This is a genomic window from Carnobacterium sp., assembly GCF_045617425.1.
GTDB lineage: Bacteria > Bacillota > Bacilli > Lactobacillales > Carnobacteriaceae > Carnobacterium_B.
The window spans coordinates 1-22,497 of record NZ_JAZLIO010000014.1 but is presented as its reverse complement, the minus strand read 5'-3'; the positions used below and the strand labels follow the sequence as shown (position 1 = coordinate 22,497).

The window sequence follows — 22,497 nt, the reverse complement described above, 5'->3', positions numbered from 1 at the left end:
ATCTCTCCTGACTTGATAAAACGAATGATTTTTCTATTACGTACTAAATAATGCTTAATTTTATTGTAGCGGTTAAATTTAATAAACTCAATAGGCTACAGGTACTAAAAAGTAATTGTGTTATTTTTTTCTAAAAATAACTACCTGAATACTTTGTGTTTTTTATTGAAAGGTGTTACATTTATTAGGGAAAGCCTAAAAAAAGATAATTGGAGGAATTGATTATGACATACGAATTACCAAACTTACCTTATGCATATGATGCATTAGAACCACATATCGATCAAGCAACTATGGAGTTTCATCATGATAAACATCATGCAACATATGTTGAAAAAACAAATGCTGCTCTTGAAAAATACCCAGAGTTAGCTGAAAAAACAATTGAAGAATTAGTAGCAGACTTAAATTCGGTTCCTGAAGAAATTCGTACAGCTATCCGTAACAATGGTGGCGGACATGCTAACCACAGCTTCTTCTGGGAAATTCTTTCACCAAATGGTGGCGGAGAACCAACTGGAGCGTTAAAAGAAGATATTGAAGCAACTTTTGGAAGTTTTGACAAATTCAAAGAAGCAATTGAAACTGCTGGAGCTGGCCAATTTGGTTCAGGTTGGGCATGGTTAGTTCTTAATAATGGTAAATTAGAAGTAACTTCAACAGCTAATCAAGATTCACCATTAACAGATGGAAAAACACCACTTTTCGGAGTAGATGTTTGGGAACACGCATACTACTTAAACTACCAAAACAAACGTCCTGCTTATTTAAAAGCAGTATGGAATGTTGTTAATTGGAATGAAGTAGCAAAACGTTACGAAGCAGCTAAATAAATTTTTGATTTAAAAAGACAAGCACTCATGTGTTTGTCTTTTTTTCTATAGAGTATTACGTTACGAAATTTTGTAACCGCTATCTTTTGTGGTAGAATTTAGATGTAAAAATAGGAACGCCTTAATCAGTGAGGAGTGGTGAAATGAATAAACGGTTCATTGGTGTCTACCCGTCTATAGAATCATTGATAGAAAAAATAAACAAACTTTTGGGTGAGGGGCAAGCGATTAACCAAATGACACTTGTTACAAACAAAGAAAAAGAAGCCATTTTACATGAATTCCAAATGGCTGTTCCGCCTTATGAAAATCGTCCAATTCTGTTAGAAAAAGCAACTTGGTTGGTTCACCACACAGAAACTGATGATATTTTCTCTTTAGAAAAATATGGATTATCAGTAAAAGAAGAACAAGAACAATATAACAAAGCAATGTCTAAATTAGAGTATGTTTTGTTGTTAGGTGAGAATTCAGACAAGGATTATTGGTACCCAAAAAAACGCTTAGGCCAACCCATCACAAATATTGAAGGAAATAAAGAGTTTAATCATCAATCTGATTTTATCAATTCAGGTTCAGCGAATAGCGATATTACCAGTCCGCGATATAATGGTACGTATAATAATCAACCATGGTTTGCACCGAATTCAGATAATGATACCACCAGACGATGAAAAAATTTAAAACTTTCAAAAAAGTAATCTTAGGTTAAATTAAAGAAACCCAGTTCCAAAAACGGAACTGGGTCTCTTTAATTTATGGAGAGATAGAGGATGATTGCAGCCGTGTAAAGGACTCAATGCGAATGACAAACCATTATTGCTTCAGTGATTCCGCTTTGATTGAGGCTTAAAAGATTGAAGCAAGTTTAAAATTAGACAATTAAAACGCCTAACATATTGGCGATGATCAGAGCTTGACCAGCATTTAGTTTGCATCCTTTTACTAAATTAATGGACAAAGATAAGTTTTCAAATTCAGAATCGCTAAAATTTAATCCATTGAGGTTGGTTTGCATAATAGACAGTTGATTTAATTGACACCTTACAAAATCTAGTTTTTTCCAAGTCACTTCAAAAAATTCACTTTCGACCAGTGAACAGTCTTGGAAACGAACTTGCTTCATTGAAGCATAATTGAAAGAACTGTAATTCCCGATGCAATGGTCAAATTGAGTGTCAACGATAGATGATTCAGCAAAGTTGGTGCCCAGAAATTTGGTATCTTTGAAAGTTGTCCGATGGAAGATAGCACCAATCCATTCATTGTTACTAATGTTGCATCCTTCAAACGTAACATCTAAACATTCAAAACGAGTAAATTGGCAATGTTCAAATGTCACATTAACAAAAGAAACATGTTGGAAGCAGATATTTTCTAAGTGTTTATTGGACAGGGTACAGTCTCTAAATTGACAATTTGTGTAGTAAGCTTCATCATCGATTTCAGAAAAATACGTAGTTGTTAGATTGCTAGGTATTCTAGGTTGAGCTATTTTTATTGATGTATTCATTAGTTTCCACCTTTAAGTTTTTTTAAAGAAAAGACTTGTAACGAAAATTAGCATTGCCGAAAGGAGTGTTAAAATGGTTCCTTCAAAAAATAAAGGTGTCGTATAATTAAATTCAACATCGTGTTTACCTTCAGAGATAGGAATAACTAACAAACTGTCTAAAGCTTTTTTCGTTTGAATAGGAATACCATCAACTTTGACAGACCAACCTGCACTATACGGAATAGTAGTCATTAAGACTTCTTGGTCTTGTTGAATAGCTACAGAACCTTTAAAAGACGTGTTGTTATATTCCTCAATAGTTATACCACCAGCTTTTAAAGATTGGATAGCTGACTCAAATGCAGTTGAATTTAAACGATACAGTTGAAAGTCTTTTAAACGTATCGTAGATTCTTCTAATTCAATTTTAAATGTAAGCGTATCTCCTTTATTTTGACTGGCTATATTTAAAACTAACTGATCTCTATACGTTTCATACTGAGTGAACGGTTCTCCATTTAAAAATAAATTAACATCTTCTTCCTTAATATTGGGGCTAAGCGTTAAATAGAAGGAATCATTCGTTTCAGGTGTAAATTGAAAACTCACAGATGCATCGTTATTCAGAACTTGTTTCCGGTAAATCTTCTCGTTAAGAGCATCAGATAGGGTCACATTTTGGTATACGGTACTATCAAAATCGCTAGGCACAAAGAACTGCTCTGTAACTCGATCATCGATCAAAGCTTGTAAAATCGCTTCTTGTAACTGAATCGGCTGATCCTCTTTTAAAGAAACGTCTAAGATAGAGCCAGAACTTCCAAAAGCAATTGGTAATGCATTGGGGTTTTCGTAAATAAATGTCTTATCTGTTTCACCAATTTGTGTATAAGAGCGTAAATCAGGTTTTGTCTGCATAGCATTTAGTTCAAATTCTTCTTTTTTAGCTTCTGAAACAGAAGGAATCAGTAAAGAATCTATTAATGATGGTACTTGTTGCGTCCGATTAAAAGACTCTTTCAATCGGGTACTTTTGACGCCTAAAGGTTGATTGGTTTCCACAAGATAAAGATCATTTTTTTCGCTCATATAATATTGAATATTAAATAAAGCATCAGTTACCAGCGTTCCGTTAGAGTAGGCAAGAAAACCATCTCCTACAGGAAAACCAAGACTACCAAATAATGCAGGTATCGTTCGTTCGAAAGTTGAACTGAAATGAGTTACACTCGGATAGTCAGCTTGAAAACTATCATTTTTTGTTCGTAAAAATGTTTTTTCTACTCGATAAAAATTATCGTCCATATCTTGAATGGCATCAATACTATCATCAAGTCCGGTTTGATAAACCGTAAAGCTGTCTTGATCGACATAACTCAAACGCGATAAATCAATTTGAGCATTGACACCCATTTCTACTACGGTGAGAAGAAACAGCGCAGCAGGTAGCCAAACGTAATGTTGGGGTTTGATGATAAAGAAAAAAATCACCATACAGGTAAAAAGAATCGTTAAAACAATTTGTTCTGTATAAATAAAATCAAATTCTCTAGTATAAACGTAAAAGCTTGCTAATGCAGTTAACAGCATGCTGACAAGTGTACTAATAGGTCGCATGCCTTCGTAATGCATAAAACTTCTAAATCCATTAATTAACATAAAGAAGCAAACCACAAATGAAAATCGATAAGGGTACCAGATAGGGTATTGCATAGCATGCCAGATTTTATTGAAAGCTTCTAAATTCATAGAAACAACAAATAGAATCATCATCACTAAGGCTGTCAATCGTTCTTTTTTTGAAAAGTATTGGTTAAAGAAGTAACATAAGAATGAGACAAGCGCTAAGCTGCCAATAAATAAATTAGGATAACCAGAAGGCATTTGATCAAAATTAAATGCGCCAATAAATAATTTGGATAACATTTCTGGAAACGGATAGGCTAATTCCCAATCAAATTCGAATTTCGTGTAGCTGGCTTTGCTTTCCATAAGAGAATGGAAAGTTGGCAGCAATAAAATACCTGCTAATCCTGCTCCTAATAGAGAATGCCAAATGAATAATCCAATTGAAGTGAGCATGTCTATAAACTTGGTTTTCCATCGAGTACTATTTGGATAAGAAACACCGGTCAAACGAAAAATGAAATAACAAATTAGAAAGAGACAAATCATATAAGCAATGTAATAATTTGCGAATAACATCAGTCCAAGAAAAAGAGAGTAAAGCAACCCTTTTTTTTCAGCAATCAAGTGTTCAAGCCCTATCACAATAAGCGGTAGAAAAATGAGGCCGTCTAGCCACATGATATTTAATTGATTAACAATCGTGTACCCCATTAAAGCGTAACTAATTGAAAAGGCGGCTAAGATAAAACCTGTTCCACTGAACGATTTTTTTAATAAATAGCCAAAACTTAACCCTGCTAAACTAATCTTTAAAAGAGTCAAGCAAGTCACTGCTAACGTGACCTGAGTATGCGGAAAGAGTAAAAATAATAAATTAAAAGGACTAGTCAGGTAATAGGCCCATAACCCTACCATATCTCCGCCGATAGCTTTAGAAAAAGAATAAAAGAATGTCGTTGGATCATCAAAAAAAGTTTGTCGATAATACGAATAAAAATCAATGTATTGTTGTCCTAAGTCGACTGTTAGTAGAGAATCATTTCCAAAAGGGTAGACGCCTTGAAAAATATAAATGAGCGCCATCGTAAAGAAAGGAACAAAAAAAGCTAACAACAAGGGCCATTGTTTTTGAATAAAGGTCTGCATTGTTTTTTGCATCAGTTTCAACTCCATTTACGATCTAGTAATTCTTTCAAGTACTAGAATAGCATAGAATGAGATGAAATAATTAAAGTTTTCTTTAATCAGTAGTTAATTCAAAACAAATTTGATACAATGAGACAAGTAATTTGAACAGGAAGGTGTCTTTTTTGAAAACAATTAAAAATAATAATAAGAAGAAAAAATCGCATATTCCTTTTCGGTTGAATTTTTTATTTTTCACGGTCTTCCTACTATTTGCTATGTTGATTCTTAGATTGGGTTACTTGCAAATTGTTAAAGGTGAAGAATTTGAAACAGAAGTTCAGCGAACGGAGACTACTTTGGCAACTGGAACCGTCCCTAGAGGTGAAATTTACGACAGCCAGCACCGTAAATTAGTCGGAAATGAAGCTCTTCAAGCGATTACTTATACAAGAGGCCGTGGTGTTTCTAGTGAAGATATGGCAAAAATTGCTGTGAATTTAGCGAAGTACATCGAAATGCCGAATGTTACGGAATTTGAACAAGATAGTGATTTTGATTTGTCAAAACGAGATTTAAAAGATTTTTGGATTGCTCTAGATGAAGACAAAGTGAATAAACGCATCAGCGATGAGCAAAAGGAATCTTTAAGCGGGGCAGAACTTTATCAACTTCAAGTCGATAGTGTAACAGATGAAGATATTCAATTTACAGAGGAAGAACAAGAAGCGGCAGCTATTTTTAAACGAATGAATGGCGGTTACGCTTTATCAACAATCAACGTTAAAAGCGAAAATGTAACGAATGACGAAATCGCAAAAGTAAGTGAAAATCTTTTGGCATTACCAGGAATCGATACCGGTACGGATTGGGTCAGAACTTATCCGGAAAAAGATATGCTTAAAAGTATTTTAGGAAATGTTACAAGTGAAGCTGAAGGTCTTCCTGAGAATAAAGCAGCGACTTATTTAGCACAAGGATACGCACGCAATGACCGAGTCGGAAAAAGCGATTTGGAACTGCAATATGAAGAAGTATTAAGTGGTTCGAAATCAAAATCAGAAACGGAAACAAATCAAAACGGAGATATCGTCAATACAATTCAAAGTTATGTTGGTGAAAAAGGGGATAACCTTGTTTTAACAACTGACATGGACTTTCAAAAAATTGTTCAAGAGATTGCTAAGGAATCTTTAGCTACTGAAAGTGAAGGGCTGAATGACAGTATATATGTTGTGGCAGCTGATCCAAACAATGGTGAAATATTAGCGATGACCGGTCAAAAACGGAATGCAGAAACCGGCGAAATTGAAGATTATACTTTGGATATCATTAATTCAAGTTTCCAAATGGGTTCTGTAGTCAAACCGGCAACTGTACTAGCTGGATATATGGATGGAGCAATCACGCTAGCAGATAATACGTTAGTTGATGAACCATTATATATTAAAAGTTCTCCTACTATTAGTTCAGTATTTAACCGCTCTGGTAGTGTCGCAGTAAACGATATTACGGCATTGGAACGTTCTTCTAATGTTTATATGTCAAAAATTGCTTTGCGAATGGGTGGAGAGTACGATTACTATAGAAATATGGCTTTGGACATCGATTATCAGGCAGTTATAAAAAAATTAAGAAATTACTATGCTCAGTTTGGATTAGGTGTGAAAACGGGAATTGATTTACCTGGAGAAGGTTCTGGTTTTACAGGAACAGCTGATAATCCCGGATTGGCTTTGCAATTTACATTTGGTCAATATGACACGTATACCCCAATTCAAATGTTGCAATATGTCTCAACAATTGCAAATGGTGGAAAACGTATTGCGCCTCGTTTAGTAGATGAAATCAGATCAACAGATGCAAATGGAAATATGGGTGCTATTCAAACACAACTAGAAACAGAAGTTTTGAACATTGTTGATGTTGGAAAAGAAGAATTGTCTCGTGTCCAACAAGGAATGTACCAAGTAACGAATGGGGCGAACGGTTCAGCTACAAGTTACTTTACAGGAACTGAATATACAGTAGCTGGTAAAACAGGAACTGCTGAAGCGCCTTACTATGGCAATCAAACAGACAGAATAGGAGAAATGACAACCAACCGTACTTTTGTCGGATATGCACCTTATGATAATCCTGAAATAGCGGTATTTGTTATTGTTCCCTTCTTACCAAATACGAATACCAATCACGAAAATACAATTGTTGCTCGTAAAGTTTTGGATGCTTACTTCCAAGTTGGCGACTATAAAGACCTTTCGGGTGAAATTGCTGAAAATCAAGATGAAGAAACGGAAGAATGAGAAATTTAAAAAAGATTTTACCAGATTTTTTGGTAAAGTCTTTTTTTTACAGCAATCAGAAGTGTATCTAGTAATTCTTGAATTTAAATCCTTGTTTTCCCAATTCAGCAAAATACATTGCTAAATCATTAAATTATTAAGTTTATTTTACAAAGTATTTTTTTTAACTAAGGTATGTTAAACTTGAATTTGAGATTAAAAAGAAGAGGTGAATTTGATGGACTTATGGATAATTGTGATTATCTTATTAGTCATTGCGGTTGCGTTAATTGGCTGGTCATTTTATAAAAAAGATAATGGCGAGAAAATTAAAGAAGAATTTGAAGAATTGTCTCTGCAATTGCTACAAGACATTTATAGTTTGAAAAAACGGGTTTCAGTATTAGAAGAAGAGTTAAATATTCAAGTAACAGAAACACCAACATCAGCTAAGATTCATGATGTTTTGAAGAAGCATGTAGTCAGTTTATATACGCAAGGTGTAGCAATTGAAGACATTGTTATGCAAACACGTTTATCTGAAGCAACTGTAAAAGTTGTTATCGATGAGTATGTTAAAAATAATTAATCCCTAATAAAGGAGAATAATAACATGAGTAAACCGGCATTACGTTACTTAGCAATAGGATTTTTAGTTTCTGCTATTGTTCTTGCAGGATATAGACTTTTCCTTTATGATGTTCAACCAATCGCCTCTGAAAATGAGAAGACGGAAGAAACTGTCCCAACTAAAGAAGAAATTTCCTATAAAGAAAAGTATGAAGCTTTATTAGCTGATAAGGAAGTTGCTGATTTAGAAAAAGAAACGGAAACAAGTGAAACTGCTGACGTTGAAGAAGCAACAAGTGAATCAGCGGAGAATGCCGAATCAGAATCCTCTGAACCTAGTGAGAAAAAAATTACGGTTATTATCAATGATGGCGATCCAAGTAGTGTTGCCAGTCAACAACTAGAAGAACAGGGATTGATAGATGATGCTTTTGATTTTGATGGGTTCTTAGAAGATAATAGTTACGCTGCGCTTATTCGTCCTGGTTCTTATGAAGTATCAAGTGAGATGGATTATAATGAATTAGCTAGTGTATTGATGGATAATAATTAAGTGGAAATAAAGGGCGTAAAGTAAAAAAACTTTACAACCTCTAAAAAAATGCTAGCATGTTTATACAAAAAGTGATATGATATTTAAGTCAGAAGACAACAACTATGTCTTCAAATACTGTTTAATGCTTGGAGGGAAAATCATGCGTGTAAACATCACATTGGAATGTACAGAATGTAAAGAACGTAATTACATCTCAAAGAAAAACAAACGTAACAGTCCGGACCGTGTTGAATTCAAAAAATACTGCCCGCGCGAACGTGTTGTAACTTTACATCGTGAAACAAAATAACATCTTTGTTATTTCAATTCGCAAAAAATGAGATCTATATAGATAAAGCTGAAAGGAATTCTTTCAGCTTTTTTATATGGAGAAAACTAATCTGAAGAGCATAGCATTAGGTTCAATGATGTGTATTTGATATACTAAAACCAATAAATGAAAAGGTGGTTTTGAGGATGGATAAAAGTGAAGTACATTTCAGTAATGGAACAACTGTTACTTTCAATAGTTCTGCTGAACAACTGCTAAACAAAGTAACAGATGAAGATGGAGAATTGTTAGAAAGTTTTGTCTTATTAGAAGACGAAAAAGGAATATCTTATTATTTGAATCCAGGTCAAATCGTTACTATTTCAATTCTTGAATCTGATACGAAAGAAGAAAATTCAGATTCTGAAGACAAACATACAAAAGAAAATTTAGACGCTATCAATAACTTAAGTAAAGATATCGGAAATATGGAATAAACGTATTTGCTGATGTGTTTGTTGAAGAAAAATACTGTTAAGATTTAGTTGACCACCTAAATCTTAACAGTATTTTTATATGCCTATTTTTATAATATGAACTTGAGTATTGTTGTTAAGAATAAGCAGCTTTATGCTATAATAAATAGTAGAGGTTATTTGATCAGTCTGATTTTTAACTGGTTCATTTAGTTATAGAATGGAGTTGATAGTTTGGAATACAGTACTCAAATGAAATTAAAACGTTTTTTTAGAAAACCAGTCGTAACCTATGCTCTTTTGATAATTCAAATTTTAGCATTTGTTTTAATGACTTTAGATGGTGGAAGTACTAACGTTGCTACATTAGTAAAATATGGAGCAAAGTTTAATCCATATATTGTTTTAGGAGAATGGTGGAGATTAATTACACCTATGTTCTTGCATATTGGATTTATTCATTTATTAATGAATTCAGTGATTCTATACTACTTAGGGGAACAATTAGAAGGTATGTTTGGACATTTGCGATTTGCCGGAATTTACTTGCTTAGTGGCATAGCAGGAAATCTTGCGAGTTTTGCGTTTAGTGATGCTTTATCTGCTGGTGCAAGTACAGCTTTATTTGGTCTGTTTGGATCGACTATTATGCTTGGGCAGACGTTTAAATCCAATCCAGCAATCCAGCAAATGGCAAAAAGTTTTGGTATGTTGATTATTATTAATATTGTATTCGGAATATTTAGTTCCTCTATTGATATGGCTGGACATTTAGGAGGTTTGTTAGGGGGCTTTTTGCTTGCCACAGCCATCAGTGTGCCTAACCCACTTAAAATATGGCGGAATAAGCGCTTGATATATGGCGGACTGTTTCTATTAATGGTTATTGTTCTAGCTTATATAGGTTACCTCAATACCGCTGTCCCTCTATTTGGACTGTAGGGAGTGGAGCAGTGAGAACTTTATATGATGTGCAGCAATTATTGAAACGCTTTGGTATTTATGTATATATTGGAAAACGAATTTGGGATATTGAATTAATGATGGTTGAATTAAAAAAATTACACGAAAATGGGCTGATAGAAAATGATGAATATTTGCCCGCTTTACTGATTTTAAAACAAGAGCATCGTAAAGAAGAACAATCAAAAGAATAATAAGTTGAATGCGGAGGAAGAAGTATTATGACAAAAAAAATCATTGGAATCGATTTAGGTGGAACAACTGTAAAATTTGCAATTTTAACAAGTGAAGGGGATATTCAACAGAAATGGAGCCTTGTAACCGATTCAACGGAAAATGGATCACGAATTGTTCCGGCAATTGTTGAATCAATCAATGAGCAGCTTGAAAAATATCAATTAACTCCAAGTGATTTCATTGGCATTGGAATGGGATCCCCAGGAACAGTCGATCGTAAAGCCGGAACCGTTATTGGTGCGTACAACTTGAATTGGAAAACAAGCCAGCCAGTTAAAAAATTAATCGAAGAGGGCACTGGAATTTCTTTTGCTATTGATAATGATGCAAATGTAGCGGCTCTTGGAGAACGCTGGAAGGGTGCTGGAGCAAATGAAGAAGATGTTGTCTTTATCACTTTAGGAACCGGTGTTGGTGGAGGAATTATTGCTGGCGGCCGTTTGATTCATGGTGTTGCTGGTGCAGCAGGAGAAATTGGACACATTACAGTTAATCCAGAGGGGTATGACTGTACATGTGGAAAGAAAGGTTGTCTGGAAACTGTAGCAAGTGCTACAGGAGTTGTACGTTTAGCTAGAGATTTTTCGGAAGACTACGCTGGAGAATCACAGTTGAAATACAATATTGACGATGGTCAATTAATAACAGCCAAAGATGTTTTTGATTTTGCAAAAGAAAATGACAAATTAGCTGTTCGAGTTGTCGAAAAAGTAGCTTACTTTTTAGGTTTGGCTTGTGCAAGTGTTGCAAATACATTAAATCCATCTACAATTGTAATTGGCGGAGGCGTTTCTAATGCTGGAGTATTTTTAATTGATCAAATCAAAACTTATTTTGATCAATTTACTTATCCAACTATTCGTGAAACGACAAAAATTAGATTAGCTGAATTAGGAAACAATGCAGGAGTAGTTGGAGCCAGTTCATTAATCAAAGAACATTTGAATGGAACTCTTTGATTTAATCATTCTTTTTAGCTATTGAAAAGTAAAGTTATACTGAATAAAAAGACGACTTCGGTAATTTAAAGAAGTCGTCTTTTTATTCATTTAAAAGTGGGATTTTGTATGGGGATACATTCGTTGATGTTGTTATATAAAGGTTAATGAGTGTTTAAACGTATAGCGTATGTTATAATCTAACGAGATGATGAGAATGCTTTCGAGAGGGAGAATCCTAAATAAGTCAAAAATAAGGTGATTAGAATGAAAAGAAAAAAGAAAAAGTATATCATTTTTAGCTTAGTTATTTTACTTTTTTCCGCGACCTTATTTTTAATAAGTTGCACTAAAAAACAATCAACTGAAGCTCCTGACCCAGAAAAAAATCCTTTGTCATATAAGGAAATCCCAATAGAGTATGAAAGTTTTAGAAAAGTAATCGGATGGATGTCAGATGAAGAGGTTTTGCTGCACACTGGTGAAATTAATAATGACAGTTTATCTATTTTTAATATTTTTACAGGTGAGAACAATCCTGTCTATGAAGCAGATGGCATTATTTTAACCGCTGTTATTTCAGAAGATCAGCAACAAGTGTTGATTCAAGTTGTTGGTGAAGATGGTGGAGAATTAAGAATAGTTGACCTAAATGGAACAGTTGTACAAAAATTACCCTTAGTAACCAAAGGATTTGTTAACGTAAATTGGAACCCGGCAAATCAAAATCAGATATTCATTTCTTATTATCAGTCAGAAGAAAAAATAGCTGTTGGCAATTGGAATGTTGAAACTAATGAAGTTGTACCCGTTCCTTCTGCTTCGCTGACACCTTCTTGGTATTCTTCTAATTTGTATCTATATGTAGATAATAAAGATGATTTTTCTCTTGAAACAGGTGATCTTTATATGGGGGATACTCGAACGAATGAATCTTTACGATTAAAGAATCAGGTTTCTGGTTTTTTTGTTCATGAAGATACGTTTATTACCTACACACCTTCAGATTTTTCAGATGATGAATTACTCTTGAACTACCAATATCCTTTTATGGTGGATCAGTCATTTATGACAATCCCTAAAGTAACCATGAACGATCGTCTTGTTTTTCCTTATTTAAGTCAGGCTGCAAGAGATACACCCGTTTATGGAGTTTTTGCAAAAGAATCGGTGAAATTAGAACTTGGAACAGGGGATTTTGAATTTGGGCAATTGGATTTTGATGGAAAGACGATTAAGTCTATTTTGGATCTGCCAGATAATGCTCCGATTTCCGTGTCAGAAAATGGCAAGTATAGCTTATATGGTTGGCGTTTTGAAAGTATTTTAGATTTAGAAGCGCAAAAAATCTATTCGTTGATCAGTATGCCTAATTAAGTACATCATAAATTCTGTAAAAAACAATGGCAATAAAAAAAGCTAGTAAAAGACGCCGTTCTTGTGTACAATTATCCCTGTAGAAAGAGTTGAAAGGGGTAAGTAAGAATTGGATATAGGTCAATTGATTAATATAGTTTTATGGATCATCATTATTGTATGGGCAGGTTACGAAATTTATAGTTATTTCAGACGTAAAAATGCTTCAATTGAATTAACAGAGGAAGATTTTAAAAAAGACATGCGAAAAGTTCAATTAATTGATGTCCGTGAGAAAAAAGATTATGATGCAGGGCACATTTTAGGAGCTAGAAATATTCCTTATTCGACTTTAAAAACACGTATCGTTGAAATTAGAAAAGACCAACCTGTTTATCTTTATGATCACAATAAAGCAGTTAGTTTACGAGCAGCTGTTCGTTTGCGTAAGGAAGGCCACACGGATATTCACCATCTTAAAGGCGGTTACCGTGATTGGACTGGAAAAACGAAAGCAACACAATAATATATAAAATAAACGATTGAATTTAATAGTCAAAAAAACTTCCGCTAATAAGTTATTAGCGGAAGTTTTTTGCTTAATCTTCGTCTTTTATATCAATGTCTTCAGGAATAGGTTCGTTCAAATAATCTTGTAAGTCTTTTTTATATTTTTCAATTTCCTGTAAATATAAATTGAATTGTTCTTTATAGATTAAAAGGGTTTCGCCATCTGACAAGGTGCGAATCTGTTTCTCCCGAATAAGACGTGTAATATCAGTGATGGACAGGTCTAAATATTCTGCGGTTTCTTCAATCGTTAAATACATCTCGATTCCTCCTTCTAACAGACTCTATTGTACGTTACTTTAGAGAAAAAGACGACTGTTTCATAAGATGAAATAGAGCTATCTATAGGGGATAGAATAGAAATATGCTATAATTATTAAGAATGTAAGCAATGGAGGGACTATACGTCATGAACCAAACGAAAATTATCGCTCATCGTGGAAGCAAAGGAACACATCCAGAGAATACATTAGAAGCAATCGAAGAAGCTGTTCGAGTGGGAAGCGACGGCATTGAAATTGATGTGCATTTAAGTTTAGATAAAGAAATAATTGTTATTCATGATGAAACGGTTGATCGTACAACAGATGGTAAAGGCAGAGTTCAAGATCTAACGTTAACGGAATTGAAAAAAATAGATGCAGGTAGTTGGTTTTCTCCTGAATATACTAATTGTCGTATCCCGACCTTGAAGGAAGTTTTTTGTTTCCTTGAAGAAATTGGGTACAAAGGATTGATCAATATCGAGCTAAAAACAGATTATTATGCTTACCCGGGTATTGAGAGGAAAGTACTAGCTTTTGCAGCTGGAAATAATTGGCCCTTTGCTATAGAATATTCTAGTTTTAATTATCGAACATTGATTCGATTAAAAGAAGTGGATTCTTCTTGTGAAATCGCTCTATTATTTAAGAATAATGGCGAAAATGTCGCTTTTTTAGGTTCAGATATCCCAGTCCGGATGTGGCATCCTAAGTTAAGTTGGTTCAGAAATAAGAGTCTTTTTGGAGCGCCAGAGATTCCGGTACGTGTCTGGACGGTCAATAAAAGCAAAGATATTCAATTTTGTTTAAATAAACAAGTAGCAGGTATCATTACTGATTACCCTCAAAAGGCTCTTGAAATTAGAAATAAATGGTAGTATGAAGGAGAATAGCGTGAATAAGAAAAAAATCATTATTATTGTAGGACCCACGGCTGTTGGGAAAACAAGCCTAAGCCTCTCGTTAGCTAAAGTTGTCAACGGTGAGATCATCAGCGGTGATTCTATGCAGATTTACCGCAACTTAACCATTGGAACAGCTAAAGTTTCCAAAGAAGAACAGCAAGAAATCCCGCATTACTTAATTGATGAAGTAGATGTTACAACGAGTTATTCAGTATCTGATTTTCAAAAACGAGCGCGGTTTTTGATTGAGAAAATTTCTGCTAGAGGAAAAGTGCCGATTATTGTGGGTGGTACGGGGTTGTACATTGAATCTTTGTTATATGATGTAACCTTTGGCGGCAGTGGTGATAATGATCCAGCTTTTCGTGAAGCACAGGAAGCATTAGCTATAGAAAAAGGCAATCGCTATTTATGGGAACAGTTAATTAATGTGGACCCTATTTCTGCTGCAAATATCCATTTTAATAATCGGCGACGTGTCATTCGTGCTCTTGAAGTGTATCATGTAACTGGTCAACCCTTTTCTAGTTACCAAAGTGAACGCAAAGAGAAAGAACTGCTCTATGATGCTAAAATTATTGGGTTAACGACTAACCGAGAAGAATTGTATAAGAGAATCAATCTCCGTGTAGATCATATGCTTGAAAAAGGATTGATTCAAGAAGCTGAGTGGCTGTATCAACAACAGTTGCCAGACGCCCAAGCTTCAAGGGGAATCGGGTACAAAGAATTGGTTCCTTATTTTGAAAAAAAAGCTAGTTTGCAAGAAGCGAAAGAAGCAATCCAACAGAACTCAAGAAGATACGCTAAACGTCAACTTACATGGTTTAAAAATCGATTAGACAACGTAGAATGGTTTGATTTATTGGCTTCTCCCGAAGAAGAGGAGCAAATAAAAAACGAAGTGAAAAGATTTTTAAAAGAATAAGTATAATTTTATTGTTAAAATACTAGAATAGAAGGTGAATGGAATGGAAACAAAAGAAACTGCTGAAACGGTAGAGCGTGTCATACTCGTTGGGGTGCAAACAAGAGAAAACGATCAAGATTTTCGTTATTCGTTGACAGAATTAGCACAACTAACAGAAACAGCACTTGGAGAAGTAGTAGGGGAACTTACCCAAAAAAGAGATCGAGTCGATTCACGTACCTTTTTAGGCAAAGGAAAAATGGAAGAGTTGATTTCTTTAGTGGATGAATTAGAAGCAGATACTGTTATCTTTAATCAAGGTCTAACACCTGGACAAACAAGAAACATTCAAAAACTTCTTTTGGATGATGTGAAAGTGATTGACCGTATTCAACTGATCTTAGATATTTTTGCAATGCGGGCTAAAAGTAAAGAAGGTAAATTACAAGTTGAGTTAGCTCAACTGCAATATTTGTTGCCGCGATTAGCTGGCCAAGGAATCAATTTGTCACGGTTAGGTGGAGGAATTGGAACACGTGGTCCGGGGGAAACAAAATTAGAAACGGATCGTCGTCATATTCGTGATCAAATTACTGATATCAAAAGAGATCTTGCTGAAACCGAGAAGCATCGTAGCCGCACGCGTGAACAACGTAAGGAGAGTGGAACCTTTCAAATTGGTTTAATGGGTTATACAAATGCTGGGAAATCAACGTTATTAAACAAGTTAACTCAAGCAGATACGTACGAAGAAAATCAATTGTTTGCCACCTTAGATCCGTTAACTCGTCAATTATTGTTGCCAAGTGGAATGACGGTTACATTAACGGATACCGTTGGTTTTATTCAAGATTTGCCAACCCAATTAATTGAATCCTTTAAATCAACGTTAGAAGAAACGAAGGGTGTCGATCTATTGCTGCATGTAGTAGATGCTTCTGCTGAGAATATGGCGGGACATGAACAGACGGTAGTTCAATTGTTGAAAGAATTAGGGATGGAATCTATTCCAATGATCACTGTATATAATAAAAAAGATCTCGTTGAGGGTGCATTCTATCCTTCGCTTTTCCCTAATGTTTTTATCTCAGCGAATGTTCCTGAAGATATTGATCAATTGCTGTCTGAGATCATGAATAAAATGAAAGAATTGATGGTCCCATACCGGATTGAAGTTGAAGTTAGTCATGGAGAGCAGTTAGTTCGATTAAAAAGAGAAACACTTGTTGATTCCGAAGAATACGATGAAGAAAAAAATGTTTATGTAGTAAAAGGCTATGCGAAAGCAGAGTCGAAATGGAATGGAGAGAATCAAACGTCATGAGTTGGAACAAGCACTATGCACCCGAATTAATAAAAAAAATTAAATCCGTAGAGGAAAAAATCAAGCCTATCCATGATCAGATTCATGAAATAGCATTATTCAATCAAAATAAAGTTTTGCAAAGTTTTAGAAATAAAAAAATTACGGAACAACATTTTACACCCTCCACAGGATATGGATACGATGATTTCGGAAGAGATGCTTTAGAGGGAGTATACGCTGAAGTCTTTGGAGCTGAAGCAGGTTTAGTTCGACCACAGATCATTTCTGGTACACACGCTATCTCTACGGCTTTATTTGGTGTAATGCGCCCGGGAGATGATTTGTTGTATATCACCGGGACTCCTTATGATACATTACTTGAAATCGTAGGTGTTACTGGAAATGGCATTGGATCATTTAAAGAATACCAAATGGGTTTTGATCAGGCAGACTTATTGTCAGATGGAGCAGTGGATTTCGAAACAATAAAAGAAAAAATAACTGCGAAAACAAAAATGGTCGCTATCCAACGTTCTAGGGGTTATGCAAGCAGACCGTCGTTTACAATAAGCCAGATTGAAGAAATGATTCAATATGTTAAAGGAATCAATCCAGAAATCATTGTCTTTGTTGATAATTGTTATGGGGAGTTCGTAGAAGAGCTAGAACCCATCGAAGTTGGAGCAGATTTGATGGCTGGATCATTGATCAAGAATCCAGGCGGAGGTTTAGCTAAAACGGGTGGGTACATTGTCGGAAAAAAAGAATTGATTGAAGCTTGCGGGTATCGCTTGACTACTCCTGGTATTGGTAGAGAAGCTGGGGCCTCTTTATATAGCTTGCAAGAAATGTATCAAGGCTTTTTTATGGCTCCTCATACAGTGGGTGAAGCTATAAAAGGAGCTGTTTATACAGCTGCTCTTTTAGATGCTTGTGGAATTGAAAGTACGCCAAAATGGAATGATAAACGGACAGATTTAATTCAAATGATTTCGTTGAATGACAAAGAAAAAATGGTTAAATTTGCACAGACGATTCAAAAATATTCTCCCATCAATGCTCATGTTTCTCCTATTGGAGCTTACATGCCTGGTTATGAAGATGATGTTATTATGGCGGCGGGAACCTTTATCCAGGGATCAAGTATGGAATTAACAGCTGATGGCCCTATTCGTGCTCCATATACCTTATATGTCCAAGGTGGTTTGACATATGAGCATGTCAAGTTAGCGGTTAGTTCTGCTGTGGAAGAATTATTTTTCCAAGCTTAGAATGCTCTAAGCGTTGAGTGTTATTGAAATAGAGTTCGGTGATGTAAGATTTTTGACATTTTAAAAAGAGATTGTTACTGTAGTAATAGGCTAGATGGGAGGATCCTCATGAACGAGAAAGAGCTAAGGCGTTCCATGTCTGTGTTTCCAATTGGAACAGTCATGACATTGACGGACTTATCTGCACGTCAAATTCGGTATTACGAAGAACAAGAATTGATTTCTCCTGAACGTAATGAGGGGAATAGAAGAATGTATTCTTTAAATGATATAGATATTCTTTTGGAAATCAAAGACTATTTAGCAGATGGCATCAATATGGCAGGAATAAAGCGTATCTATGAATTAAAAGAAAAAGAAGTTGAAAACGAAGAGCAGTCTGTGTTAACGGATGAAGATGTTCGTCGAATTTTACAAGATGAGTTTTTAGCTCTACGAGGAATGAATCCAAAAGGTCCTTCGCGCTTCTTTTAATTTTTCGTAGGGAACATATAGAAAAAAATTATTATAAAAGGGAGTAAAGATAACCAAAATGAAGAATTTTACACGCAAAGAAATAGAAACTAGTGCTAAGGAACAAAATGTTCGATATTTAAGATTGATGTTTACAGATATTGACGGAACCATCAAAAATGTTGAGGTTCCAATTAGTCAATTGGAAAAAGTTATGGAAAACAAAATGATGTTTGATGGTTCGTCCATTGATGGGTTCGTAAGAATTGAAGAGAGTGATATGATTTTACGCCCTGATCTGTCTACTTGGTTGATTTTCCCTTGGGAAGAAGTAAATGGAAAAGTTGCTCGCTTGATTTGTGATATCTATAACCCGGATGGTACTCCTTTTTCAGGAGATCCTAGAAATAATTTGAAACGTGTTCTGAAAGAAATGGAAGAACAAGGCTATACAGATTTTAATTTAGGACCTGAACCAGAATTTTTCTTATTTAAATTAGATGAGAATGGAAAACCAACAACTGAATTAAATGATAATGGCGGCTATTTTGATTTTGCACCAACGGATCTAGGTGAAAATTGTCGTCGTGATATTGTTTTGCAACTTGAAGACTTAGGTTTTGAAATTGAAGCCAGCCATCATGAAACAGCTCCAGGTCAACATGAAATTGATTGGAAATACGCGAATGCAGTAGAAGCTTGTGACAATATCCAAACCTTTAAGTTGATTGTTAAAACTGTCGCGCGTAAACATGGGCTACATGCTACTTTTATGCCTAAACCTTTATTAGGAGTAGGTGGATCTGGAATGCACTTTAATATGTCTTTGTTTAACAGTCAAGGAAATGTATTTTGTGATGAATCGGATGAACTTGGTTTAAGTAAAACAGCTTATCACTTCTTAGCAGGTATATTGGATCATGCTTTAGGCTATACAGCAATTTGTAACCCAACTGTCAATTCTTATAAACGGTTGATTCCTGGGTACGAAGCGCCCGTATACATTGCATGGAGTGCTCGCAATCGTTCACCTCTAGTGCGTATTCCGAGTTCGAGAGGGGTGTCTACAAGAATAGAGTTGCGAAGTGTAGATCCTAGTGCAAATCCTTATTTAGCCGTAGCAGTATTATTGGAATCAGGATTAGATGGCGTGAAGAAAGAAAGTAGCGTCCCGCACCCAATCGACCGTAATATTTACCGTATGTCTTCAGAAGAAAGATATAAAAAAGGCATAAAAGATCTTCCTTCTACATTACACAATGCTGTAAAATACTTGCAAGAAGATAAAGTTGTGCAAAATGCATTAGGAAATCACATTTATAAAAGTTTTGTCAGTGCCAAACAGATAGAATGGGCTGCATATCGTGAGCAAGTTTCTGAATGGGAAAAAGATAAGTACCTAACGCTATATTAACCTATTTAATAAAAATTCAAAAAGAACCTGTGGATAAGCTATTCACAGGTTCTTTTTTTATATTTTTATAATTGGTATAGTTCGATTTTTTATTTTTAATCGGAACGAACTAATTTTATTCAAATAAAATGTTCGGTATACCGTGTTAGGTTTTCTGACATTTGATGCATTTTTTTGTTGACATTGAAAAAAAAGACTGATATTCTATAAAAGTAATCGAAAGGAGGTCTAGGATGAGTGAGAAAGAACTACGGCGTTCACGATCGGTATTTCCGATTGGTACAGTTATGAAACTGACTGATTTATCTGCCCGACAGATACGTTATTACGAAGAGCAAGATTTGATTCATCCATTACGCAATGAAGGAAACCGTCGAATGTATTCTTTGAATGATATTGATGTACTTCTTGAAATTAAAGATTATTTATCTGATGGAATCAATATGGCAGGCATTAAACGAATATATGAATTGCAAGAAAACAAAGAAAAAGCTAGAGAGCAAGAAATAACTAAAGTGATGACAGATGATGACGTTCGTAAAATATTGCACGATGAGTTTTTAGCTGTAAGTGGTTTGGGTGTTAAGACAGCACATTCATTTCTAGATCAAAATCGAATAGGATAAAATAAGATAGTGGAAACGCTAATCAAAAGGAGAGAAAAAGTGTATGGCTAAGTTCACGAGAAAAGAAGTAGAAGAAACATCAAAGAAAGAAAATGTCCGTTTCTTGAGACTAATGTTTACTGATATTTTAGGAGTTATTAAAAATGTCGAGGTACCTATTAGTCAATTAAAAAAAGTATTGGATAATGAATTGATGTTTGATGGCTCTTCAATTGAAGGATTTGTACGAATCGAAGAGAGCGATATGTACTTAAGACCTGATTTAGATACTTGGTTGATTTTTCCATGGGAAACGACTGAAGGGGCTGGTAAAATCGCTCGATTAATCTGTGATGTCTATAATCCGGATGGTACTCCTTTTGCTGGAGACCCTCGCTCTAACTTAAAGCGTACACTAAAAGAAATGAAGGAATTAGGATTTACAGATTTTAACTTAGGACCTGAACCTGAATTTTTCCTTTTTAAATTAGATGAAAAAGATGAACCAACTTTAGAGTTGAATGATGCTGGTGGTTATTTTGATTTAGCTCCAACAGACTTAGGTGAAAATTGCCGTCGCGATATCGTATTGCAATTAGAAGATTTAGGTTTTGAGATTGAAGCAAGTCACCACGAAGTTGCACCAGGACAACATGAAATCGATTGGAAATATGCTAGTGCAGTAGAGGCATGCGACAATATTCAAACCTTTAAATTGATTGTCAAAACAGTCGCTCGCAAACATGGATTACATGCTACTTTTATGCCTAAGCCACTATATGGTGTTAATGGATCAGGAATGCACTTTAATCTGTCACTATTTACTGAAGAGGGAAATGCGTTTTATGATAAAGATGGGGATATGGAACTAAGCGACACAGCACGTCAATTCTTAGCTGGAATTTTAGACCATGCTCGAGCTTTTACAGCAATTGTGAATCCTACAGTGAATTCATACAAACGTCTTGTGCCAGGCTATGAAGCGCCAGTTTATATCGCTTGGAGCGGTCGCAATCGTTCACCGCTGATTCGTGTGCCGCAATCAAGAGGGATGTCTACACGTGTGGAATTGCGCAGTGTCGATCCTAGTGCAAACCCATACTTAGCTATGGCTGTTCTATTAAAAGCAGGATTAGATGGCATTAAAAAGGAAATGAAAGCACCAGAACCTGTCAACCGTAATATTTATGCAATGAGTGAAAAAGATCGTCATGAAAATGGCATCCATGATCTACCAGGAACATTGCAAGACGCATTAGGCTATTTAGCAAATGACAGCATTATAAAAGACGGACTAGGTGGGCACATCTATGAAAACTTCATGAATGCGAAAAAAATAGAGTGGTCTGCATTCCGTGAGCAAGTCACAGAATGGGAAAGAGATCAGTACTTAAAAATGTATTAAAATAAAACAGACAAGAAGAGCTAGGGGGGGATTCCTAGCTCTTCTTGTCTGTTTAGGATTTAAATTTAAACGCTTCATAACCACGCTTTAGAGGACAGCGACAGCCAATGCTTGTTGAATAGCGGTAATGTGTTTATCATTTGTAAATTTTAGTGTGATAGCTGGTTCATTGGCGCTAGAAATAAAAATTTTTAATTCAGCATCTAAATCAAAATGTCCGGTTGTTTCGACTGAAAATCGACTGATCGATTTATAAGGTAAAGATTGATAAGTTATTTTTTTACCTGTAACACCTTGTTTATTGATAATGATTAGTCGTTTATTTGTAAATATAATCAAATCACGAACTAACTTAAAAGCTAAATCAATTTCTTCAGACTCTAAAATAACACCAACTAATTTTTTTCTAGCTTCGTTCTCACTGATATTTCCGGCATTTCCTAAAAGGCCACCAATTAATCCCATGAAAAACCCTCCTTGTCTTTTCTATGGACTCATTGTAAACTGAGTTTTTTTAAAATACAACGGATTAAAATAACGTTCTTTTTTAAAAATTAAATTAATTCGTAAAAAGTGTTGACTTTTTATTCATTATTACCTATAATTAATTTTGTTGCTAGTACATGTCTCAGTAGCTCAGTTGGATAGAGCATCCGCCTTCTAAGCGGACGGTCGGGAGTTC

The 22,497-nt window shown here is 35.1% G+C and carries 24 protein-coding genes; 20 read left to right on the top strand and 4 right to left on the bottom strand.

The features are described from left to right. Positions 1-224 precede the first annotated feature (224 nt). Both ACKI3H_RS07260 and ACKI3H_RS07255 read left to right on the top strand, forming a co-directional pair. A complete protein-coding gene (locus ACKI3H_RS07260; protein ID WP_407371612.1) occupies positions 225-833 on the top strand; it encodes a superoxide dismutase in 609 nt (202 codons plus the stop codon). Between the two features lie 143 nt (positions 834-976). Further along, complete coding sequence (locus ACKI3H_RS07255; RefSeq protein ID WP_407371611.1) at positions 977-1,507, top strand: hypothetical protein; 531 nt, start codon at positions 977-979, stop codon at positions 1,505-1,507. 200 nt (positions 1,508-1,707) lie between these two features. On the opposite strand, the gene ACKI3H_RS07250 is transcribed toward ACKI3H_RS07255, so the two are convergent. Both ACKI3H_RS07250 and ACKI3H_RS07245 read right to left on the bottom strand, forming a co-directional pair. Continuing rightward, entirely contained in the window at positions 1,708-2,346 is a 639-nt protein-coding gene (locus tag ACKI3H_RS07250; protein ID WP_407371610.1) for a pentapeptide repeat-containing protein, read from the bottom strand. Positions 2,347-2,358: 12 nt separating this feature from the next. Continuing rightward, positions 2,359-5,115, bottom strand: a complete 2,757-nt coding sequence (locus tag ACKI3H_RS07245; RefSeq protein WP_407371609.1) for a YfhO family protein — start codon at positions 5,113-5,115, stop codon at positions 2,359-2,361. A 152-nt stretch (positions 5,116-5,267) separates the two neighbouring features. On the opposite strand from ACKI3H_RS07245, the gene ACKI3H_RS07240 reads away from it, so the two are divergent. The 10 genes from ACKI3H_RS07240 to ACKI3H_RS07195 all read left to right on the top strand — a co-directional run bounded on the left by ACKI3H_RS07240 (position 5,268) and on the right by ACKI3H_RS07195 (position 13,239). Next, on the top strand, positions 5,268-7,388 hold the full coding sequence (locus ACKI3H_RS07240) for a peptidoglycan D,D-transpeptidase FtsI family protein (protein WP_407371608.1): 2,121 nt from the start codon (positions 5,268-5,270) through the stop codon (positions 7,386-7,388). Between the two features lie 217 nt (positions 7,389-7,605). Then, positions 7,606-7,956 (top strand): hypothetical protein, encoded by a 351-nt coding sequence (locus ACKI3H_RS07235; RefSeq protein WP_407371607.1) that lies wholly within the window; start codon positions 7,606-7,608, stop codon positions 7,954-7,956. A gap of 24 nt (positions 7,957-7,980) precedes the next feature. After that, a complete protein-coding gene (locus ACKI3H_RS07230) occupies positions 7,981-8,490 on the top strand; it encodes a hypothetical protein (RefSeq protein WP_407371606.1) in 510 nt (169 codons plus the stop codon). 142 nt (positions 8,491-8,632) lie between these two features. Beyond that, a complete protein-coding gene (gene rpmG, locus ACKI3H_RS07225; protein WP_007724164.1) occupies positions 8,633-8,782 on the top strand; it encodes a 50S ribosomal protein L33 in 150 nt (49 codons plus the stop codon). Positions 8,783-8,949: 167 nt separating this feature from the next. Beyond that, the gene (locus ACKI3H_RS07220; RefSeq protein WP_407371605.1) at positions 8,950-9,240 is read left to right on the top strand and encodes a hypothetical protein; all 291 of its coding nucleotides are present in this window, start codon (positions 8,950-8,952) and stop codon (positions 9,238-9,240) included. Positions 9,241-9,453: 213 nt separating this feature from the next. Next, positions 9,454-10,161, top strand: a complete 708-nt coding sequence (locus ACKI3H_RS07215) for a rhomboid family intramembrane serine protease (protein WP_407371604.1) — start codon at positions 9,454-9,456, stop codon at positions 10,159-10,161. An 11-nt stretch (positions 10,162-10,172) separates the two neighbouring features. After that, positions 10,173-10,376 carry a YqgQ family protein gene (locus ACKI3H_RS07210; protein WP_407371603.1) on the top strand — a complete coding sequence of 68 codons (204 nt, stop codon included), beginning with the start codon at positions 10,173-10,175 and terminating at the stop codon, positions 10,374-10,376. Between the two features lie 27 nt (positions 10,377-10,403). After that, positions 10,404-11,378, top strand: coding sequence for an ROK family glucokinase (locus ACKI3H_RS07205; RefSeq protein ID WP_407371602.1), 975 nt, complete (start codon positions 10,404-10,406; stop codon positions 11,376-11,378). Between the two features lie 246 nt (positions 11,379-11,624). Further along, positions 11,625-12,734: a hypothetical protein gene (locus tag ACKI3H_RS07200; RefSeq protein ID WP_407371601.1), complete on the top strand. Its 1,110-nt coding sequence runs from the start codon at positions 11,625-11,627 to the stop codon at positions 12,732-12,734. 109 nt (positions 12,735-12,843) lie between these two features. Then, positions 12,844-13,239 carry a rhodanese-like domain-containing protein gene (locus ACKI3H_RS07195; RefSeq protein WP_407371600.1) on the top strand — a complete coding sequence of 132 codons (396 nt, stop codon included), beginning with the start codon at positions 12,844-12,846 and terminating at the stop codon, positions 13,237-13,239. Between the two features lie 73 nt (positions 13,240-13,312). Here ACKI3H_RS07195 and ACKI3H_RS07190 read toward each other — a convergent pair whose 3' ends face one another. After that, complete coding sequence (locus ACKI3H_RS07190; protein WP_407371599.1) at positions 13,313-13,543, bottom strand: excisionase family DNA-binding protein; 231 nt, start codon at positions 13,541-13,543, stop codon at positions 13,313-13,315. Between the two features lie 149 nt (positions 13,544-13,692). On the opposite strand from ACKI3H_RS07190, the gene ACKI3H_RS07185 reads away from it, so the two are divergent. The 8 genes from ACKI3H_RS07185 (at position 13,693) to glnA (ACKI3H_RS07150) (ending at position 21,815) form a co-directional block, all read left to right on the top strand. Further along, entirely contained in the window at positions 13,693-14,424 is a 732-nt protein-coding gene (locus ACKI3H_RS07185) for a glycerophosphodiester phosphodiesterase (RefSeq protein WP_407371598.1), read from the top strand. Position 14,425: 1 nt separating this feature from the next. Beyond that, positions 14,426-15,379 (top strand): tRNA (adenosine(37)-N6)-dimethylallyltransferase MiaA, encoded by a 954-nt coding sequence (gene miaA, locus ACKI3H_RS07180; RefSeq protein ID WP_407371597.1) that lies wholly within the window; start codon positions 14,426-14,428, stop codon positions 15,377-15,379. Between the two features lie 43 nt (positions 15,380-15,422). Beyond that, positions 15,423-16,685 (top strand): GTPase HflX, encoded by a 1,263-nt coding sequence (gene hflX / locus ACKI3H_RS07175; protein WP_407371596.1) that lies wholly within the window; start codon positions 15,423-15,425, stop codon positions 16,683-16,685. Then, positions 16,682-17,938, top strand: a complete 1,257-nt coding sequence (locus ACKI3H_RS07170) for an aminotransferase class I/II-fold pyridoxal phosphate-dependent enzyme (RefSeq protein WP_407371595.1) — start codon at positions 16,682-16,684, stop codon at positions 17,936-17,938. Before hflX ends, ACKI3H_RS07170 begins: the two co-directional genes overlap by 4 nt. Before the next feature lie 108 nt (positions 17,939-18,046). Next, positions 18,047-18,412, top strand: coding sequence for a MerR family transcriptional regulator (locus ACKI3H_RS07165; RefSeq protein WP_407371594.1), 366 nt, complete (start codon positions 18,047-18,049; stop codon positions 18,410-18,412). A gap of 58 nt (positions 18,413-18,470) precedes the next feature. Next, entirely contained in the window at positions 18,471-19,805 is a 1,335-nt protein-coding gene (gene glnA, locus ACKI3H_RS07160; protein ID WP_407371593.1) for a type I glutamate--ammonia ligase, read from the top strand. A 233-nt stretch (positions 19,806-20,038) separates the two neighbouring features. Further along, complete coding sequence (locus ACKI3H_RS07155; protein ID WP_407371592.1) at positions 20,039-20,431, top strand: MerR family transcriptional regulator; 393 nt, start codon at positions 20,039-20,041, stop codon at positions 20,429-20,431. 43 nt (positions 20,432-20,474) lie between these two features. After that, a complete protein-coding gene (glnA, locus tag ACKI3H_RS07150; RefSeq protein WP_407371591.1) occupies positions 20,475-21,815 on the top strand; it encodes a type I glutamate--ammonia ligase in 1,341 nt (446 codons plus the stop codon). An 87-nt stretch (positions 21,816-21,902) separates the two neighbouring features. On the opposite strand, the gene ACKI3H_RS07145 is transcribed toward glnA (ACKI3H_RS07150), so the two are convergent. Continuing rightward, entirely contained in the window at positions 21,903-22,280 is a 378-nt protein-coding gene (locus ACKI3H_RS07145; protein ID WP_407371590.1) for a PH domain-containing protein, read from the bottom strand. Positions 22,281-22,497: the final 217 nt, after the last annotated feature.

Excerpts from the sequence above, each read along its gene's own strand:
- ACKI3H_RS07255 (WP_407371611.1), top strand. The coding sequence starts at position 977 with ATGAATAAACGGTTCATTGGTGTCTACCCGTCTATAGAATCATTGATA.
- ACKI3H_RS07190 (WP_407371599.1), bottom strand. The coding sequence starts at position 13,543 with ATGTATTTAACGATTGAAGAAACCGCAGAATATTTAGACCTGTCCATC.
- ACKI3H_RS07235 (WP_407371607.1), top strand. The coding sequence starts at position 7,606 with ATGGACTTATGGATAATTGTGATTATCTTATTAGTCATTGCGGTTGCG.
- ACKI3H_RS07145 (WP_407371590.1), bottom strand. The coding sequence starts at position 22,280 with ATGGGATTAATTGGTGGCCTTTTAGGAAATGCCGGAAATATCAGTGAG.
- rpmG (WP_007724164.1), top strand. The coding sequence starts at position 8,633 with ATGCGTGTAAACATCACATTGGAATGTACAGAATGTAAAGAACGTAAT.
- ACKI3H_RS07230 (WP_407371606.1), top strand. The coding sequence starts at position 7,981 with ATGAGTAAACCGGCATTACGTTACTTAGCAATAGGATTTTTAGTTTCT.
- miaA (WP_407371597.1), top strand. The coding sequence starts at position 14,426 with ATGAAGGAGAATAGCGTGAATAAGAAAAAAATCATTATTATTGTAGGA.
- ACKI3H_RS07245 (WP_407371609.1), bottom strand. The coding sequence starts at position 5,115 with ATGCAAAAAACAATGCAGACCTTTATTCAAAAACAATGGCCCTTGTTG.
- glnA (WP_407371591.1), top strand. The coding sequence starts at position 20,475 with ATGGCTAAGTTCACGAGAAAAGAAGTAGAAGAAACATCAAAGAAAGAA.
- ACKI3H_RS07170 (WP_407371595.1), top strand. The coding sequence starts at position 16,682 with ATGAGTTGGAACAAGCACTATGCACCCGAATTAATAAAAAAAATTAAA.
- ACKI3H_RS07220 (WP_407371605.1), top strand. The coding sequence starts at position 8,950 with ATGGATAAAAGTGAAGTACATTTCAGTAATGGAACAACTGTTACTTTC.
- glnA (WP_407371593.1), top strand. The coding sequence starts at position 18,471 with ATGAAGAATTTTACACGCAAAGAAATAGAAACTAGTGCTAAGGAACAA.
- ACKI3H_RS07205 (WP_407371602.1), top strand. The coding sequence starts at position 10,404 with ATGACAAAAAAAATCATTGGAATCGATTTAGGTGGAACAACTGTAAAA.
- ACKI3H_RS07185 (WP_407371598.1), top strand. The coding sequence starts at position 13,693 with ATGAACCAAACGAAAATTATCGCTCATCGTGGAAGCAAAGGAACACAT.
- hflX (WP_407371596.1), top strand. The coding sequence starts at position 15,423 with ATGGAAACAAAAGAAACTGCTGAAACGGTAGAGCGTGTCATACTCGTT.
- ACKI3H_RS07165 (WP_407371594.1), top strand. The coding sequence starts at position 18,047 with ATGAACGAGAAAGAGCTAAGGCGTTCCATGTCTGTGTTTCCAATTGGA.
- ACKI3H_RS07155 (WP_407371592.1), top strand. The coding sequence starts at position 20,039 with ATGAGTGAGAAAGAACTACGGCGTTCACGATCGGTATTTCCGATTGGT.
- ACKI3H_RS07260 (WP_407371612.1), top strand. The coding sequence starts at position 225 with ATGACATACGAATTACCAAACTTACCTTATGCATATGATGCATTAGAA.
- ACKI3H_RS07250 (WP_407371610.1), bottom strand. The coding sequence starts at position 2,346 with ATGAATACATCAATAAAAATAGCTCAACCTAGAATACCTAGCAATCTA.
- ACKI3H_RS07200 (WP_407371601.1), top strand. The coding sequence starts at position 11,625 with ATGAAAAGAAAAAAGAAAAAGTATATCATTTTTAGCTTAGTTATTTTA.